General features: G+C 41.8%; 16 protein-coding genes. 2 read left to right on the top strand and 14 right to left on the bottom strand.

Annotation, left to right across the window (positions count from 1 at the left end):
- Positions 1-553 precede the first annotated feature (553 nt).
- Both QZ379_RS01295 and dnaG read left to right on the top strand, forming a co-directional pair.
- Positions 554-1,555, top strand: coding sequence for a malate dehydrogenase (locus tag QZ379_RS01295; RefSeq protein WP_291557356.1), 1,002 nt, complete (start codon positions 554-556; stop codon positions 1,553-1,555).
- Positions 1,556-1,656: 101 nt separating this feature from the next.
- Positions 1,657-3,822, top strand: coding sequence for a DNA primase (gene dnaG / locus QZ379_RS01300; RefSeq protein ID WP_291557359.1), 2,166 nt, complete (start codon positions 1,657-1,659; stop codon positions 3,820-3,822).
- Here dnaG and folE read toward each other — a convergent pair.
- From folE to guaB, 14 genes are all read right to left on the bottom strand, one after another.
- Complete coding sequence (gene folE / locus QZ379_RS01305) at positions 3,819-4,415, bottom strand: GTP cyclohydrolase I FolE (RefSeq protein WP_291557362.1); 597 nt, start codon at positions 4,413-4,415, stop codon at positions 3,819-3,821. The genes dnaG and folE overlap by 4 nt on opposite strands.
- Complete coding sequence (locus QZ379_RS01310) at positions 4,415-4,873, bottom strand: SPOR domain-containing protein (protein ID WP_291557473.1); 459 nt, start codon at positions 4,871-4,873, stop codon at positions 4,415-4,417. Before QZ379_RS01310 ends, folE begins: the two co-directional genes overlap by 1 nt.
- A 102-nt stretch (positions 4,874-4,975) precedes the next feature.
- Positions 4,976-5,731 carry a triose-phosphate isomerase gene (gene tpiA / locus QZ379_RS01315; protein ID WP_291557364.1) on the bottom strand — a complete coding sequence of 252 codons (756 nt, stop codon included), beginning with the start codon at positions 5,729-5,731 and terminating at the stop codon, positions 4,976-4,978.
- 42 nt (positions 5,732-5,773) lie between these two features.
- On the bottom strand, positions 5,774-7,096 hold the full coding sequence (locus QZ379_RS01320) for a BT_3928 family protein (RefSeq protein ID WP_291557366.1): 1,323 nt from the start codon (positions 7,094-7,096) through the stop codon (positions 5,774-5,776).
- Positions 7,086-7,628 carry a DUF1599 domain-containing protein gene (locus QZ379_RS01325; RefSeq protein ID WP_291557368.1) on the bottom strand — a complete coding sequence of 181 codons (543 nt, stop codon included), beginning with the start codon at positions 7,626-7,628 and terminating at the stop codon, positions 7,086-7,088. The genes QZ379_RS01320 and QZ379_RS01325 overlap by 11 nt, the downstream gene beginning before the upstream one ends.
- Positions 7,629-7,766: 138 nt before the next feature.
- Positions 7,767-8,675 (bottom strand): peptidoglycan DD-metalloendopeptidase family protein, encoded by a 909-nt coding sequence (locus QZ379_RS01330; protein WP_291557370.1) that lies wholly within the window; start codon positions 8,673-8,675, stop codon positions 7,767-7,769.
- Positions 8,676-8,909: 234 nt separating this feature from the next.
- On the bottom strand, positions 8,910-9,536 hold the full coding sequence (locus tag QZ379_RS01335; protein ID WP_291557372.1) for a DUF3256 family protein: 627 nt from the start codon (positions 9,534-9,536) through the stop codon (positions 8,910-8,912).
- Between the two features lie 154 nt (positions 9,537-9,690).
- Complete coding sequence (gene mutL, locus QZ379_RS01340; protein WP_291557374.1) at positions 9,691-11,589, bottom strand: DNA mismatch repair endonuclease MutL; 1,899 nt, start codon at positions 11,587-11,589, stop codon at positions 9,691-9,693.
- A gap of 24 nt (positions 11,590-11,613) precedes the next feature.
- Positions 11,614-11,910, bottom strand: a complete 297-nt coding sequence (locus QZ379_RS01345; protein ID WP_291557375.1) for a hypothetical protein — start codon at positions 11,908-11,910, stop codon at positions 11,614-11,616.
- An 8-nt stretch (positions 11,911-11,918) separates the two neighbouring features.
- The gene (locus tag QZ379_RS01350) at positions 11,919-13,481 is read right to left on the bottom strand and encodes an OstA-like protein (RefSeq protein WP_291557475.1); all 1,563 of its coding nucleotides are present in this window, start codon (positions 13,479-13,481) and stop codon (positions 11,919-11,921) included.
- A 129-nt stretch (positions 13,482-13,610) separates the two neighbouring features.
- On the bottom strand, positions 13,611-14,981 hold the full coding sequence (locus QZ379_RS01355) for a peptidylprolyl isomerase (protein ID WP_291557378.1): 1,371 nt from the start codon (positions 14,979-14,981) through the stop codon (positions 13,611-13,613).
- Positions 14,974-15,837: a peptidyl-prolyl cis-trans isomerase gene (locus QZ379_RS01360; protein WP_291557380.1), complete on the bottom strand. Its 864-nt coding sequence runs from the start codon at positions 15,835-15,837 to the stop codon at positions 14,974-14,976. The genes QZ379_RS01355 and QZ379_RS01360 overlap by 8 nt, the downstream gene beginning before the upstream one ends.
- 36 nt (positions 15,838-15,873) lie before the next feature.
- Complete coding sequence (locus QZ379_RS01365; RefSeq protein ID WP_291557382.1) at positions 15,874-17,052, bottom strand: hypothetical protein; 1,179 nt, start codon at positions 17,050-17,052, stop codon at positions 15,874-15,876.
- A 79-nt stretch (positions 17,053-17,131) separates the two neighbouring features.
- The gene (gene guaB / locus QZ379_RS01370; RefSeq protein WP_291557384.1) at positions 17,132-18,607 is read right to left on the bottom strand and encodes an IMP dehydrogenase; all 1,476 of its coding nucleotides are present in this window, start codon (positions 18,605-18,607) and stop codon (positions 17,132-17,134) included.
- Positions 18,608-18,702: the final 95 nt, after the last annotated feature.

An 18,702-nucleotide genomic window follows, 5' to 3' on the forward strand; every position in this document is an offset into this window, starting at 1 on the left:
GTATTAGACTTACTTAAGGTATAAAAATAAAAAGTATTAGATAAAAGGTTATTAGTTTAAGGTTAAGATTAAGGTATTAGGTTTTAAAAAAGGTATTAGTAAAAAGGTAAAAGGTTTTCAGTTTAAGGATAAAAGGTAAAAAGGTCAATAGGTTTAGTGCTAAGGTAAAAAGAAAAGATTGATAGGATAACAAGAAAGACTTGAAAAACCAAAGAAACAAAGAACCCTAAATTGGGGGGTTCTTTCAGGAAGCCGGCGGCATTCAAAATGATGAATGACGCCTTTTTTATTGTCATTACTTATAAATCATCCAACATTTTAAATCAGCTCTAATTGAATTATCACCCATAATTGCAACATCATCATTACAATTTCAATACAACTAAAATGAAATAATGATTTTTTTCCGTAATTAAGTATAAAAGCACAGAAAATACTGTTTATTTGCCATCACTAAATCTGTTATTTCTTCGATTATTTCTTAACTTTGTAGCGCAAGTAAAAGAGTACTGAACAAAAACACTTTTATAACATAACATAAATAATTAGAATTATGGAATTTGTAACAAACGAAAAACTTACTATCGTAGGTGCTGCCGGTATGATCGGTTCTAATATGGCTCAGACTGCAATTATGATGGGCTTGACTAATAACATCTGCTTGTACGACCCATACGCTCCAGGTTTGGAAGGTGTAGCAGAAGAATTGTTCCACTGCGGCTTTGAAGGTGTAAACATCACTTTCACTTCTGATATCAAAGAAGCTTTGACAGGTGCTAAATATATTGTAAACTCAGGTGGTGCTGCCCGTAAGGCAGGTATGACTCGCGAAGACCTTCTTAAAGGTAACGCAGCTATCGCTGAAGAATTCGGTAAGAACGTTAAGGCTTACTGCCCGGACGTAAAACATATCGTTATCATCTTCAACCCAGCTGATATCACCGGTCTTATCACTTTGTTGTACTCAGGTTTGAAACCAGGTCAGGTTACAACTCTTGCCGCTCTTGACTCTACCCGTCTTCGCAGCGAATTAGCTAAACACTTCGGTGTTTCTATGGACGCAGTTGAAAACTGCCGTACATATGGTGGCCACGGCGAACAGATGGCTGTATTCGCTTCTACAGCTAAAGTTAACGGCAAGGCATTGACTGATATCATCGGTACAGACGCTTTGACTAAAGAACAGTGGGCTGAAATCCAGCAGAAAGTAACTAAGGGTGGTGCTAACATCATCAATCTCCGCGGACGTTCTTCATTCCAGAGCCCATCATACGTTTCTATCGAAATGATTGGTGCTGCTATGGGTGGTAAAGCATTCCGTTGGCCAGCCGGTACATATGTATCAAACGATAAGTATGACCACATCATGATGGCTTGGGAAACTTCTATCGACACAGAAGGTTGCCACTGCGCTGCTTTGAACGGAACAGCTGAAGAACAGGCTGCTTTGGATAAGAGCTACGAACACTTGTGCGCTCTTCGTGACGAAGTTATCGCTATGGGCGTTCTTCCTCCAGTATCTGAATGGAACGCATTGAACCCTAATATTAAATAATTAATATACAGGCTATAAATTATATCAAGGGGAAACCGCAAATGTGGTTTCCCCTATTTTTTATCCCTAAATCATATTTTTTATGTACTTTTGCAGCTAATATGATAGATCAGGCCACCATAGACAAGATTCTCGATGCAGCACAAATAGTTGATGTTGTTTCCGACTTCGTTACTCTGCGCAAGCGCGGAGTCAACTACGTTGGTTTGTGCCCTTTCCATAACGAGAAAACTCCATCGTTCAGTGTATCTCCAAGCAAGGGAGTATGTAAGTGCTTCAGTTGCGGAAAAGGTGGGAATGCCGTACATTTCATTATGGAGCATGAGCAGTTGTCGTACTACGAGGCTCTGAAATGGCTTGCAAAGAAGTACAATATCGAAATCAAGGAAAGAGAGCTTACAAAGGAGGAAAAGCAGTCGCAAGGCCTCAGAGAAAGTCTTTTCCTCGTCAATCAGTTTGCAGCTGAATATTTCCAGGACATCTTATACAACAATGTCGACGGACAGAGCATAGGTATGACCTATTTCCGTCAGAGAGGATTCCGCGATGATATAATCAAGAAATTCCAGCTCGGCTATTGCACGGAATCAAAAGATGCATTGGCAAGAACTGCTGTACAAAAAGGCTACAAACAGGAACTGCTGCTCAAAACAGGACTGTGCTACATGAAGGACGACGGAAAAACCATACGCGACCGTTTCTGGGGACGTGTGATTTTCCCTGTTCATAATATCACAGGAAAAGTAGTTGCTTTCGGCGGCCGTGTACTCAGCGCCGCAACGAAGAACGTACAGATGAAGTACGTCAATTCTCCTGAATCAGAAATCTACCATAAGAGTAAAGAACTGTACGGTATATACTTTGCAAAACAGTCTATAATCCGTCAAAACAGATGTTTCCTTGTGGAAGGTTACACCGACGTTATTTCGATGCACCAGAGCGGTATTGAGAACGTAGTGGCATCATCCGGTACGGCACTTACATCGGACCAGATAAGGCTTATTCACAGATTTACGAGCAACATCACAGTGTTATACGATGGCGACGGTGCAGGTATAAAAGCCAGTATCCGCGGTATCGACATGCTTTTGGAAGAAGGCATGAATATAAAGGTGTGTCTGCTTCCCGACGGTGAAGACCCTGACAGCTTTGCCAGAAAGCATAACGCTACGGAGTACCAGGCTTATATCAATAACAATGAGGTTGACTTTATCCGTTTCAAGACCAACCTGCTTATGGACGAGGCCGGCAAAGACCCAATCAAAAGGGCTGAGCTGATTTCAAGCATCGTAAAAAGCATATCTGTAATTCCCGACAGCATAGTCCGTTCTGTATATATCAGAGAGTGCAGCCAGCTGCTTAAGATGGACGAGAAAATATTAGTTGAAGCCACCGCCAAACTTATTGAACAGGCTGTTGAAAACAAGGAGAAGGAAGAAGAGAGAAAAAGACAGAGGGAAGAATACAGCAGAAGACAGCAGGCTATAGCCCCTTCACAACAAGGAGAACAGCAGACTGGCATCAACGGTACAGACAATAACAGTGCCGTGAATACGATTCCACCTGTGAGCAATCCTGATACTGCACCAATCGACACTCCTGTCCTTCTACCGGAAGGCAATATACCTCCACCGGAGTTACTGCCGGAAGCGGTATCACCGGTTGACACATACTCTTCATATATACCGGCTCAGGGAAACGAAAACAAGGTTTTCTACAAGCAGGAAGAGAGTCTTGTGAAAATGATTATCAGATATGGAGAGAAAGTAGTGTGCTGTGTAGAAGACGAAGAAGGTAACGAACAGCCTTTTACAGTAACAGAGTATATAGCGTATAATCTGAGAGTTGACGATATACAGTTCCACAACCCTATACACAGAAAAATACTGAAAGAAGCGGAAGAGAACGTACACAATGAGAATTTTGTGGCCGAAAGATATTTCCTTTCAAACCCTGACCCGGAGATAAGCAAAGTGGCTGCCGATATGTCGAGCGACAGATACCAGTTGAGTAACTACCACTCAAAAGGGCAGAAAATAATAACAGACGAAGAACGTCTTTATGAACTCGTTCCCCGCCTGCTGCTGGATTTTAAGATATCCATTCTAAAAGAAGAGATGAAACATACCCTTCAAGCTCTGAACGATCCTGCCGTGGCTTCGAATCCAGAGAAGTGTGCAGAGATAATGGCACATTTCAAAGACTTGACCGAAACCCAGAATATGATTCTGAAAGATGCCGGCGACCGTACTACAAGCCTGTATTAACGGTTGTTCCGGATAAGATTCATGAACTCCTCACGAGTCTTTGCCTGATTGAAAGCCCCTGTGAAATCGGATGTAGTGGTTATAGAATTCTGTTTCTCTACACCACGCATCTGCATACACATATGCTTAGCCTCAACTACAACCATCACTCCAAGCGGATTCAACGTTTCCTGAATGCATTCCTTTATCTGCAGAGTCATTCGTTCCTGTACCTGCAAGCGGTGTGAAAAGATATCAACCACACGCGCTATCTTGCTCAGTCCCGTAATATATCCGTTGGGAATATACGCCACATGAGCCTTTCCGTAAAACGGAAGCATGTGATGTTCGCACAAAGAAAAGAAATCAATATCCTTCACAATGACCATCTGACTGTATTCCTCCTGGAATTTAGCAGCATTAAGCACAGCCTTCGGGTCCATGTCATATCCTCTGGTGAGAGTAAGCATAGCCTTTGCCACACGCTCCGGCGTTTTCAAAAGTCCCTCACGTTCAGGGTCTTCACCCAACAATGACAAAATCTCCTTGTAGTGTCCCATCAGTTTCTGAACCTTCTCTTCAGACCAGTTTATCATATCAGTTGTCATCATCATTATTCTATCGGAATATTTATCTGTTCACGCACTATCGCCACTTCTTTAAAACTTCCAGCAGCTTTCAGTTGCCTCATTGCAACATGTGCTTCTTCAATACTCTTATAATCGCCTACCCTGCATAGCCAGCGTGGAGGCTGAAAGAAAGTATATACCGGCATATCCGGGAATTTTTCCTTTACCTTTTCAGCTACAGAGTTAGCCTCATCTCTGGCCTGTCGGGAGTTATTACCTGCATAGACCTGCACACGGTAACCGCGCGTCTTTATCACTTTCTGTGCTTCCGAAGCTCCAGTTCTGACAAAACGTTTGCCTATCATTTCGGTTATTTGCGCATCCTGATGCACTGTCACTTTACCCTGTCCGGGAACATTGGTCTGCAGACTTTCCACTATATTGCTCTGTGCCAAAGCCATGACCGAAGAAACAGTAAAGATTAAAGATAAAAGATATTTCATCATACCGGTTTTATTAAATTTTTAAAGACAGTATGCCGGACGGTAGTGCCCGGAATACTGTCATAATATTACACTACAGACTTTTCACGTCTGCAAAATAAATTATTTGAATGCGTCGATGATACCCTTGAAGTCAGCAACTTTCAATGCAGCTCCACCGATAAGACCACCGTCAACATCAGGATTAGCGAACAATTCCTTAGCGTTAGAAGGCTTGCAGCTACCACCGTAAAGGATAGAAGTGTTTTCAGCAACTTCCTTACCGTATTTAGCAGCAACCAAAGAACGGATGTGAGCGTGAATTTCCTGAGCCTGTTCTGGAGTAGCAGTCTTACCTGTACCGATAGCCCAAACCGGTTCGTAAGCCAAGATTACTTTACCGAAATCTTCAGCTGACAAAGAGAATACAGAAGCCAACTGAGCTTCTACTACTTCATTCTGCTTGTTTGCTTCGCGTTCTTCAAGAACTTCACCGATACAGAAGATTGGCTTCAAGTTGTTAGCCAAAGCAAGTTTAACTTTTTCTTCAAGGATTTCTACTGTTTCGTGATAGTAAGCACGACGTTCAGAGTGACCAAGGATTACGTACTGAGCACCTGTAGAAGCTACCATTTCTGCAGAAACTTCACCTGTATATGCTCCTGAAACCTTGTCAGCACAGTTTTCTGCACCTACACCGATGATTGAGCTGTCAACGATAGGAGTTACAGAAGCCAAGTGGATGAACGGAGTACAGATTATCACGTCGCAGTTTGGTTTGTCAGCTGTCAAAGCTTCATTCAATTCTTTTGCCAAAGCAATACCTTCTTGCAGGTTCTTGTTCATTTTCCAGTTACCTGCTACAATGTTTTTTCTCATCTTGTTTGAAATAATTAATTTGTTAAATATAAAAGGTTATAATCAATTTTTCTTCTCGTTATTATTGTGCTTCGAAACCGGTACCACCTTTTTTCTTCTACTGATACTCAGCCAAAGCAAATCTATAAAAATAAACAGAATCAACGGTCCGAAGAACCATACCAGCATTTCCGTCACTTTAGTCCAGAACGTATTCTCATCAATCTGTCCTATAGGCAGTTCATCGAGAGGGCCGGACAACTGATATTCGTCAGGGAAAGAGAAATTACTCCACTTCCTTATCACTACCCCATCCTTGAGGAGCAGAAGTCCCGGATTTGAGCGTATTATGGTTTTCAGCGTTATCTTGTCCATCGTCGCAAAAGGATACTCGGCTCCGGTATAATCCTGCCATCTTGCAATAGCCTCATCTGACGATGCTGTGACGCAATAGAACTTATAGCCGTGGTCCAAGGAATAATCGTAAACCTCGTTTATAAGGTCCATGGAGCTGTCATCGGCATTTTCCAACCATGGCGAAACAAGGAGAAAAGCATAATCGCTGTTCAGAATCTCATCTGTAATATCAAAACCATCCTCATTCGACACTATCACAAAATCCTTGACAGGCGATTCATATCCTTTTTCCTTGAGCACCGTTTTCGATTCCACAAACTTCCAGGTGGAATCCGTAGGGAAATTGTCTATGGTAAACTCCTTCTGTACTCCATCTTTCTGATATGTGAAAATAGTTTCGTACACCGGAAGTTTAACTCCTTCGGGTATTTCAATACCGGCTCTGATATCTGCACCTATGCGATACGGACGGAAGTCGAAAACCGGCAGATGACTCAATGTGAAGTAAGTGAACAAAAAAATAAACACAGTGCTATACATCGCCACAAGCCAGTCCATCTTGTCTGTCACCAACTTGAATATACTCCTATTGCGGAAGAAAACCACTATTGAAGCCAACAGAAGTACTACATTTTTCCAGAAAGTATCCCAGTTGGACAGATGTACCGCATCGCCGAAACATCCGCAATCCGAGATAGGGTTGGCAACGGCAAGCCACAATGTCAGCGGAGTCATAACCAACATAAAAAGCAGGCATGAAACAGATGCCAATCTGCGACGTATTCCGAAGAGAAGATATGAGCCTAACGTAAATTCCACTATAGCCATTATCCAAGCTATAAGATATGGCACAAAACCGGAATTCCATCCTGCCATTCCCCACGCTTCGAAATAATCCTGCACCTTATACACTGTGCCCATGGGGTCATTGGCCTTGATAAATCCTGAAAACAGGAATACTATAGCCAGGAGGAAACGACAAACATTTACACCTGCATAAACAGCTCTATGTATATACCTATTCTCCAAATTCAAGTTTTATTAGTCCGAATACAGAATAGTTTATCATGTCCATATAGTTGGCATCCACACCTTCGGAAACCAAAGTCTCGCCGCCAAGCGACTCTATCTGCTTGGTTCTGTATATCTTCATCAGAATGAGGTCTGTATATGACGATATACGCATACTTCGCCATGCCTCATCATAGTCATGATTCTTTGCCAACATGAGTTCCAGCGCCTTCTTGGCGTATTTGTCGTACATCTCGAGTGCACATTCCACACTCATATCATCAGTTTCGGCAAATCCTAATTCAAGCTGAATCAGACCTATAATACCATAGTTTACTATTGCAATGAATTCCGAACGGATTCCTTCGTCGATAAGGGCTACTCCCTTTACTTCTATACTGCGAATGCGGTTAGCCTTTATGAATATCTGGTCTGTTACAGACGACGGACGCATGATGCGCCACGCTGCGCCGTAATCATGCAATTTCTTCTCGTAAAGGCTACGACATATTTCTATAACGTGTTCAAACTGTTGTTTAGTATCTTTCATAAACCTAATGAATATGTGGCAAAGTTACTTATTTTTTCGTATAAACGCATAATAAAAAAGGTGGAAATGCTTTTGCAATCCACCTTTTTTAATCATATAAACGTCAAATAAGATTCTATATTAAAGTATTATACAGAATTATGAGCAACGCAATACCTGTCCGATTCGGAGAACAGTTGTGCGTTTTATACCGTTCAAGCTACACAGCTTGTCAATAGATACGTGATATTTTCTTGATATCGAGCCCAAAGTGTCGCCACTCTTGATTTTGTGATAGCGTATGGAATTGGCAACAGCAGTAACCTTCTTCATATCGCCGTTCTTGAGTGCAGCCAAGGCACGTGTACGCTGATAGTTATACATATTTGCTCCCTTGATGAACAGATAGCTGTCGGCTACAATATCCTGTTTCGGGAAGTCGAAAAGGAATTCAGGATTGATTACCTGACCGAGCAATCTTGTTTCGAAATGCAGATGCGAACCGGTAGAACGTCCCGTATTTCCGCCAAGACCGATAACCTCGCCTGCCTTAACAAACTGATCTTCCTTGACCAACTGTTTTGAAAGATGTCCGTAGATGGTTTCCAGCCCGTTGTCATGACGAATTACCACATATTTACCGTAACCTGAGCGTTCGTATCTCACGATTCTAACTCTTCCGCTGAATGCCGCACGTATTGTGTCGCCAATATAAACCTTAATATCAAGACCGTTGTGCATACGTCTCCAGCGAGGGCCGCACTTTGAAGTAATCTTTGTATGTGGAGTTGGCATACAGAAACCTGTCAGGTCTATTCTGAAAGTATCAGGCACTGTCACATTGTTACCGTAGGCATGCACCCTTGCATTGCTCCATTCCGGATATAATGAATAAGCCGGATAAAAAGCCTGTTCTGTTTCAATCTGACGTACCAAAGCTAAAGAGTCTACAGACTTCAGCTTCCTGTCTATAGGTGCCTGCTTGGCCAACAAATCCTGTGCCGAAGTATTGACAGACACCAAAGCTAAAGCTGCAACCGATAATGTTCTAAGAATTTTAATAAGCATTTTTTGTCGTAAATATTTTATCTGTGCGTATAAGAAAATTACTTGTTTTAAATGGAATTCCTTAAACGTAACAATTCAAAACTAAAAAAGGTTTTCAAAAATCATCGTAAAGATAAGTTTTTTTGAGGAGGAAGGCAAACCGGATTAAGTATTTTTTAAGTATTTTCATACACTATACACTTAAAACAGTGCGTTTTGTGTTGAACAACATGTTTTAAGTCCGCACAGATGTTACTATTCCTTTACAAACTTTCCATTTTTCCAATTATACCTCAAAGAATCCAAAGTATATGGTTTCACCTGTTCGGCACTTTCCTTACCCATTGTTTCTGCCGAAGTACACTTAAACACTATAGTGTTGTCTTTATCAGACAGTTCGGCTTTCATCATGTACATCTCAGACGCGAAATCTTCTTTCGTCACTACACTTACACTGTCGGCAGAAGGTTTATAGAAGTCTTCATGCTCCGGCAGAGATATAAAATTCCTCAAAGGTAATTCCTTCCAGTCTGTAGAATAGAATGAAACACTACTGTCTTCGACCGGTCCGGCATATGTCTTTACCACGCAAACTACATTTACGGAATCATTCAGCGGAAGAAGTTTCATCTCTTCCGAAGATGACGACGTAGTCTTGAGCTTCAGATAAGTATCGGTGAGCTTCAGCATTTCCGACTTTCCCTCAAACCGGTTCTTCACAACCGCCTTCATTCCCGACGAAAGAAAATCGGCAAAGTCCTGACGATTGACCTTGGTCAGTAACGGAGAAAGGGAATCAGGCATTGATATAAACACTGAGTTGATGTCCTGAGCATTGACAGACAGGCTTAAGAGTATGGAAAACAATAAAACAAATCTCATATTTAGGTTTTAAAATCATTAAACAAACACTGAAACGCCCCGTTATTTTTTGGTGCTGACTATAGTCGGCAGTGGTGCTGACTATGGTCGGCAATGCTGCCCACTATAGTCGGCAGCTCTGCCCACTACTGTCAGCAGCAAAAAACGTAGGGCCTTATCGGAAAAGTTTCTCTATATCATCATCGTTCATCATGGCAAGAACGGTCTTTCCGTCGGGAGTATAATTCGGTGCCGAAACAGAGAACAGACCGTCGACCAGCGCATTCATCTCATCGTTTGAAAGTACCTGTCCGGCAACTATGGCTGATGCACGCGCCATGGAGAGGGCTATCATGCTCTGTACCTCTTCCTTCACCTTGCATCCTTTTTCGATGGCAGAATGAACTATATTGGTTATGAGAGTTTCCGGATTCAGTCCTTCAATATCGGCAGGCACTCCGTTTATGGAATAAGTGCCTCCACCCAAAGGGCTGAGTTCGAAGCCCAATGATGACAAATCTTCCATTATTTCCTCAAGAACAGGAACCTCGGAAGGAGAGAAATGTATCATATCGGGGAAAAGCATACGCTGTGACAGCCCGATGTGCTTCTGTATCTGCTCCATATACTTGTCATAGAGAATTCTGACGTGTGCCCTGTGCTGGTCTATAATCATCAGCCCGGACTTTACGGAAGTAAGGATATATGTTCCTTTATACTGATAATGCTGTGTGGACTTTTCCGCCACTACTGCATCGGGATGTTCATTGTAAATTGTAGGCTCGGCCGTATCTTCTGTTTCCTGATATTTGTCAGCGAAAACAGTGTCATCAGGAAATACGGAAATATCGTCTTTCGCAGGTCTTGAACTTTTTTCCAATCCCTGGTAGAAAGGTTCCCACTCGGTCTTTTTCCTTCCGGCAGACGAGTATGACGATGGCGGCACTACTGATGCCGACTGATTGAACGGATTATACGATGGGTCATATGATGTAGTTGGAAGGCCTCCACCAAAAGAGCCTGCCATATCTATAGCCGGAATATCAGGCATTCCCTCCGTATCGAAGTCTATTGACGGAACGGCATTGAAACGGCCTAATGTTTCTTTTACCGCAGCCGACAAAATCTGCCATATGGCCTGTTCATTCTCAAACTTAATCTCAGTCTTGGTAGGATGAATGTTTACATCGATATTTGCCGGGTCAACATCAAAGTATATAAAATATGATACCTGCTCACCTGTAGGGATAAGATGTTCGTATGCATCGGCTACAGCTTTATGGAAATAAGGATGGCGCATGTATCTGCCATTAACGAAGAAGAACTGGCGTGCGCCTTTCTTTCTTGCAGTTTCAGGTTTGCCGATGAAACCGTGAATCTTCACCATCGTAGTGTCAATATCAAGCGACAGAAGGTCCTGGTTCAGTTTCTTGCCGAACACACCCATTATGCGCTGCCTCAACTGTATAGCCGGCAGATTCAGTATTTCGGTTCCGTTGTGATGGAATGTGAATGATACTTCAGGATTTACAAGAGCTATCCTTTCGAATTCAGAGATTATATTGCTCAGCTCCGTTTGGTTTGACTTCAGGAATTTCCGTCGTGCAGGGACATTGAAAAACAGGTTGCGGACAATGAAGTTACTGCCTTCAGGGCATGCCACTGGCTCCTGCTTCTCTACCTTCGAACCGGCTATGAGGATTGACGTACCGAGTTCCTCGCCGTGCTGCTTTGTACGCAATTCCACTTCCGCCACTGCCGCTATGGATGCCAATGCCTCTCCACGGAATCCCATCGTCCGTAGAGCGAACAAATCCGAAGCTTCGCGTATCTTTGAAGTGGCATGACGTTCGAAAGCCAAACGTGCATCTGTTTCCGACATACCTTTACCATTGTCTATCACCTGGATGCAGGTCTTTCCGGCATCTGTTACAGACACATCAATATGTCCGGCACCGGCATCTATGGCATTCTCCACCAATTCCTTTATGACAGAAGCCGGCCTCTGTATCACCTCTCCTGCAGCTATCTGATTGGCTACGGAATCGGGCAACAAACGGATTATATCGCTCATAAATTATGTTTCTCCTCTATTAAATCAAAAAGTAAAACTACCGGTAATAAGATAATGAAGAATATACAACAGAATCAATATGGCAATAAACAGAGTAGCATAGCTTAACGGTTTTCTGCCACTTTCCTTACGACGCTTCAGATATGTAGTTCCTTCTACAAACTTTCCTCTGATGTCTTCAGGAGAGAATTCCTTAGGCGGCAACATGCCGAGTTCACGTTTTGCAGTTTCCTCTATCTTCTGCAGTTTCTCCTTACGCTCGTCCACATAGATATACTCATGGTGATACGGTCTCGGTTTTCTCATTGTAAACATTCCCATAACATTATCTATTTATCGTTAAACAAATGCTGGTTCGGCAATTCGATAGGACCGCGCACATTCTTCTTGAGCTGGTCTTCAACTTTCTTGCCTCTCCATATAAATATATCCTTCTTGTTCAAAGGACGAATATAGTCAAACCATACAAAATTATCAAGATGACTCTTTTCCTGAGGTATCTGCGACATAGGATAAAGGGTTCCGTTTGATTTAGGACTCATCACCATCCGTTCGAGCTGCTGATTCTCCAGATATATGTCAAGCTGACTTGTTTCCGAAACGTTCATACCGATGAGCAGACTGTCGGAATCCATTGGATAATATACCAGTCTGACAGAACCTATAACTTCCACTTTCTCCATCAGTCCGTCTTCGAAATATGCCTTTATCTCCTTTCCAGAAATCTGATTGAACAAAGTAGTATCTACAGGTACCTGCTCTACTGAAAGAGCCTGATTGATGATATGCGCCCAGTCTATAGTACTGTCGTTCATGTAAATATTAATCTGTTCGCCAAGCAACTGCTGGTTTTCATTCCATAGAATAGGGTCTTTATACATAATCAGGCATGAGTCTTTCGATGAAAAGACAAGCGAGTCTGCTACTCCCTGAACATCAGTTCTGTAGAATCTCACCTTATGATATGCTCTGGCTTCACGATACATGGAGTCTGTGTCAAGATAGAAAGTATTCATGCTGAGCGTATCGGCATGAAGGAAAAGACTGTCACCCTGAGAATAGTCTATAGCTACCGCATTCTTTGTCACGAAAGCATTTTTCAGCTTCTCATTGTAGTATCCATAGTCACCCAGCATCATATTCTTATTAACAGTATCAGTCATGACAATGTTCGAGAAAGCCTCTCCCACTCCCGTATTTCTGTCATAGAACAAAGAGTCGCCTGTAAGCTGTCTGTTATCGCTTGTCAGTACCGAACGCTGATACAAATCCGCCTTGCCTGTCTGAGTGTTATAATATCCTGATTCCGAATAAATATAATTGTCGTCGCTGTAAATATCAGAAGGTCCTACAATGTTTGCCACCTTTGTCAGTGTGCTGTACTTAAGCGTATCGGACAGCATCGTAAACTGAGGGTTTTCTAACTTCACATTGTAATAGAAAACAGACAGTTTGGTAGAAGGACTGTATTCTCCCCATTCGGATGTCAGCACATTCTGGTCGTCCATCATAGTTCCACCATCAAAGAAATAGCCCAAATTAAACACTCTGTCGTAGTTCAGACTATCAGTAAGCAATGTCGTGGTCCTGTTTTCCATTCTAACGTTCATTCTCATCTGGGCAATCTGGGTCAGGCCATCGTAATACAGTCTGTCGCCATAAAGGAACAGTGTATCTCCCTGTTCCATTCGCACATTGCTGAACGCCTCGAACGAATTTATCTTGTCATAATAATATGCGCTGTCGCAATACATATACACACTGTCATGACGGAAAACCACATTACCGACCACTATCTGAGCATCAGGATGCTGTGCATCTTTCTTCAGTTTGTCGGCACGCAACAGATACACCTTGCTTTTCTGTTTCGGCTGTGTCCTTCCGTCCTGCATATCGGCAGCTGTCAGGCAAAAGCCCAACAGGCAGAGAGCACATAACACCAGTACTCTCTGCCCGCCAAATAACATTATTTTCTTCTTTATATCAAACATTCTGTCTTTTTCGGCAATAATGTAAATTCATCATTTTTTAATCCATCCCGGATATTTGAAATCGCAGTTTCTCCAATTTGGATTTATGCGAACATACGTAGTCTTCTGTTTTTCAACTATCCACTCCTGAATTTTCTCTTCGCTTCGTTTTGCAGTCACCATACTCTTCAGTCTTTGGTAGTCTTCAGTAATAGTAGCTTTATGCGCATCTATTCTGTTCTTCAGTTTGACAATGGCACAAACCTCCTTACCTTTGGAGTTAATCATTGTAAATGGTTTCGAGATTTCGCCTATCTGCATTCCTTCTACCACTTTGGCCACTTCCTGAGATACCATTCCGGCCAGATGCTGCATTTCAAAACGTGAAGTTCCTGTCTGCGGATTGGCAAGCAAACCGTGGTTGTTCTTAGTGTCCTTATCCTGTGAAACCCAAGTTGCAGCCTCATCGAATGTTACCTTGCCTTTTCTTATATCATTTGCCAGAGTATCAAGTTTGTTCAAGGCTTCTTCTATTTCCGCCTCGTCCACTTTCGGTTTCATCAATATATGACGGTAACTTACACGGTCACCACGTTTTTCTATCAGCTGTGCAATATGATAACCGTATTCTGTCTCAAACACTTTTGAAATCTTCTTAGGGTCAGTCATATTGAATATCACATTCGCAAACTCAGGTGTCAGCTCGCCTCTACCGGTAAATCCATATTCACCTCCTCTACGTGCGGAACCCGGGTCTTCAGAATAGAATCGTGCCAACATTGAGAAAGATTCGCCTTTATAAATACGGTCGGTAAACTCACGCAATGTTTTCTTCACACGCTCTATCTCCTCTTCCTTTATCTTAGGTTCGCGGGTTATTATCTGCACTTCCACCTGTGTAGGAATACTCGGGATACTGTCAGGAGGCAGATTCTTGAAATAGTTTCTCACCTCGGCAGGAGTAAGTTTGATGTCACCCACCAACTCACGCTGCATCTGCTGAACAATGAGTCCGTTTCTGATATTTTCCCTCAACATCTCGCGTATCTGAGTAGATGTCTTGTTATAGTATTCCTCCATCTTTTCTTTCGAACCAATCTGTTCGATGAGCCATGCAGTCTGCTGTTCTACTTTCTGGATAACTTCCTGTTCAGACACTTCAATACTGTCTATTTCAGCCTGGTGGAGGAAGAGTTTCTGCACTGCCAGTTCTTCAGGGATAACACAATAAGGGTCACCGTCGAAACGTCTTCCCTCATATTGAGCATTCAGACGTTCATTCTCAACGTCCGATTTAAGAATAGCCTCATCTCCAACTACCCAAACGACCTCGTCAATAACATTGTCCTGGGCTTTAACTGTTAATCCCACCAACATAAAGAGCAGGAGTAAACTTACTTTTTTGACACTTAATTTATTCATTTGAGCCATTAAAATATTTTATATCATTGTTTTCTGAGGCCTCGTTATACAAGTCTTCTTTCATTCTTGTAATAAACTCCACCCTCTTTTTATTCATTAGTATCTCTTTAATTTCCTTACCGGCATATTCCAACGGCAGGATTTCACCTTCATCAAGGAATTCTTTCACATTAAGGAAATAATGAAATGCCGAATCACTCAACTCTATATTCTTCTCCTTCTTGATACGTCCTTTTTCGACATCCTTTACCGGCAAACGCAGTAACATCTCGTCCAGTGACCTCCATCTGTCGTAGAAATATTCATAATCCACAGCATTACGCAAACCATATTTCTCAAGGTTATCAACAGCACGTTCCGACGAATCATTATACCAGTGTCTTACCTGCGATATACCTGAAGCCGATTTCGGAACTTTTATATACAATCCCTTTATATACGGCTCTCTGGCTATGAATATCTCCTTGTTACTGTTATAATATACCTCAATCTCACTGTCAGATATATTGCCTTCCACTTCCTGACTGACTATTTGCTCTATATAAGAATGAGTTATCAACGTCTTTCTGTAATCCCTGACCAATTCTTCTATTTCAGCATTATCAGGTATATTTCCTTCAGCCTTGATATATAGGAGAGCATCATCAATCCAGTTTTTGATATACCTGTCTGCCATATGTGCACTATCCTTCAATGACACTCCGGGAGGAATAGCCGAAACAACATCTTCTTTATACAGAAAATTCTTGCCAACCTGAACCAAAGGAGTCTTTCCCCTATGGTCTACAGTTTCAGTGCAACCGTATGACAGCTGCAAAAGAAGACAAACAAGAGTATAAATACATGTATTACGCATCTTTCTATAAATCAGTGAACGAAGATACTGTATAAATCAATTACTTCCATCAGAATTAACGGTTTTTAAAACGTCTATATACTTTTCTACCCTAAATTCACGTTCAAGACGTTCAAAATACAGCTCTTTACGTTTCAAAATATAATCCTGCACCACTATGTCGTAAACATCTTTATAACTGTCAGGCATATAATCAAGACACCTGCCAACGACGAAGGAATAGGGATAACCGTCAACCGGCTTACAGTTTCCACATTTAAAAGCAAGCTTGTCTATATACTCGTTTTCGCCTATGCAGAAAAGTCCGGTTTGCATGACAGCATCATACCTGGAATCCTTTTTCCCAATACCAGAAAGAATGCCACTCCATTCCTCCAGAGGATGTCTTCGGAGTTCCTTCTTTATCTTTCTGGCATATTTTCTACTTTTGCAATGAATGACCGCTCCTTTGTAATGAGGCAATTCCCATCTGTAGCGTTTTCTGTTGGCCTTGAAAAAAACTTTCAAATCATCTTCAGAGTAATTCTGCATATTATCCGAATAATACTTGTCCCATGCTGCAGCGAGCAAAGCATCGTCCGCCTTATCCTCCCATCTGAACTTTTTCACTTCAGGAATACATTTCACCACCACATGAACTCCCTCCGGAGAAACGAACGGCAATGAATGTCCTGTTCCTTTTATTTTCCCAAGCTCTTCTTTTATCTCATTCAACAAAAAAGTTTCATCAGTAACAGAAATGCAGGAGAATCTGCTATCGGACAAATCTCGACATATATCATCAACCTTTACTCCCGTTTCAAGCTTAGAACAAATATCTTTCATCACAGCAATGCCATTCTCCAATTCCTCATCCTGACGTACTCTATATGTCAAAAGTCTCACTTGCTTTTCATCATTTCCATACGAATCCGGATGCAAAAGTTCAGTTTTAAGATTCACTCTCATCCTTTCACCGTCAGAAACTGAATCCAAGCCCAATCTTTCAGCGTCATAAACCTTCAGCTTATATGTGAGGAAATAATAAAAATACTCACTCCTGGAACAATCTCCGAAGTTCGACACATTGTCATACATAGCATTAAACTCCGACAAATATATATTTTCTCCTCCAATCCTTAACAAAACCTTATCCTCAGCTTCAGAAATTCCACCGGAATATAAGTCTATACATTGAAGAAGAAACAAAAAGCAAATCAAAACGGGTCTTACCATATCAAAACAAAAAGCATGGACCATACATAAGCGTAAACGCATTATATACAATCCATGCCAACACTAATATTTATTTATATTATTGAGGACGGCTATAGTTAGGAGCTTCACTTGTAATAGCCACATCGTGCGGATGACTTTCAAGTACACCTGCATTTGTGATGCGAGTAAACTTCGCATTGTGAAGTTCCATAATATTGTGTGCACCGCAATATCCCATACCGGCACGCAAACCACCAATCAACTGGTAGATTACTTCATAAAGAGTACCCTTGTAAGGAACACGTGCAGCAATACCTTCCGGAACAAGTTTCTTAACGTCTGTAGTTGTGCTCTGGAAGTAACGGTCTTTAGAACCATTTTCCATAGCTTCCAAAGAACCCATACCACGATAAGACTTGAACTTACGTCCGTTGAATATGATAGTATCACCAGGAGCTTCTTCTGTACCGGCAACCAAAGAACCAATCATTACGCTGTAACCACCTGCAGCCAATGCCTTAACTACGTCACCTGAATAACGCAATCCACCGTCAGCAATCAGAGGAACACCTGTACCTTCCAATGCCTTTGCTACATCATAAACAGCAGAAAGCTGAGGAACACCTACACCGGCTACAACACGTGTTGTACAGATAGAACCCGGACCGATACCTACCTTCACTGCATCTGCACCGGCTTCAACCAAAGCCTTGGCAGCAGCACCTGTTGCAACGTTACCTACAACGATATCCACGTTAGGAAAACGTTTCTTAGCTTCTTTAAGTTTTTCGATTACATATTTAGAATGTCCGTGTGCAGTATCGATAACGATAGCATCTGCTCCGGCATTAACCAACGCTTCCATACGTTCCAGAGTATCTACTGTCACACCTACACCGGCAGCAACACGCAAACGGCCCTGAGCATCCTTACAAGCCATCGGTTTATCTTTAGCCTTAGTAATATCCTTGTATGTTATAAGACCTATCAGTTTACCTTTCTCATCAACTACAGGAAGCTTTTCAATCTTGTTTTCCTGAAGAATCTGAGCTGCAGTTTCCATATCAGTTGACTGCTTTGTAGTGATGATATTTTCAGAAGTCATCACTTCCTGTATCTGTTTGTCCATATCCTTCTCGAAACGAAGGTCACGGTTAGTAACGATACCTACAAGATAATTCTCATTGTCCACTACAGGAATACCACCGATTTTATATTCAGCCATGATATTCAAAGCATCCTTCACCTTTGCATCTCTGTTGATAGTTACAGGATTTGAAATCATACCGTTTTCAGCACGTTTCACTGTTGCAACCTGACGAGCCTGCTCAGCAATAGACATGTTTTTGTGGATTACACCGATACCTCCCTCTCTGGCAATAGCTATAGCCATCTGAGATTCTGTAACTGTATCCATGGCAGCAGTTACAAAAGGGATTTTCAACTCGATGTTTCTTGAGAACTTAGTCGTAAGTTCGACTGTTTTTGGTAATACTTCAGAATAGGCAGGGATTAACAAAACATCATCGTAAGTCAATCCATCCATAACAACTTTATCTGCAATAAATGACATAGGGCTTTATGCTTTTGATTATTATTGCGTGCAAATATACGATTTTTATACGAATTATTATAAATACACGCCTATACATTAACATATTTTTTATA

This window comes from Bacteroides sp. (assembly GCF_019417265.1).
GTDB lineage: Bacteria > Bacteroidota > Bacteroidia > Bacteroidales > Bacteroidaceae > Phocaeicola.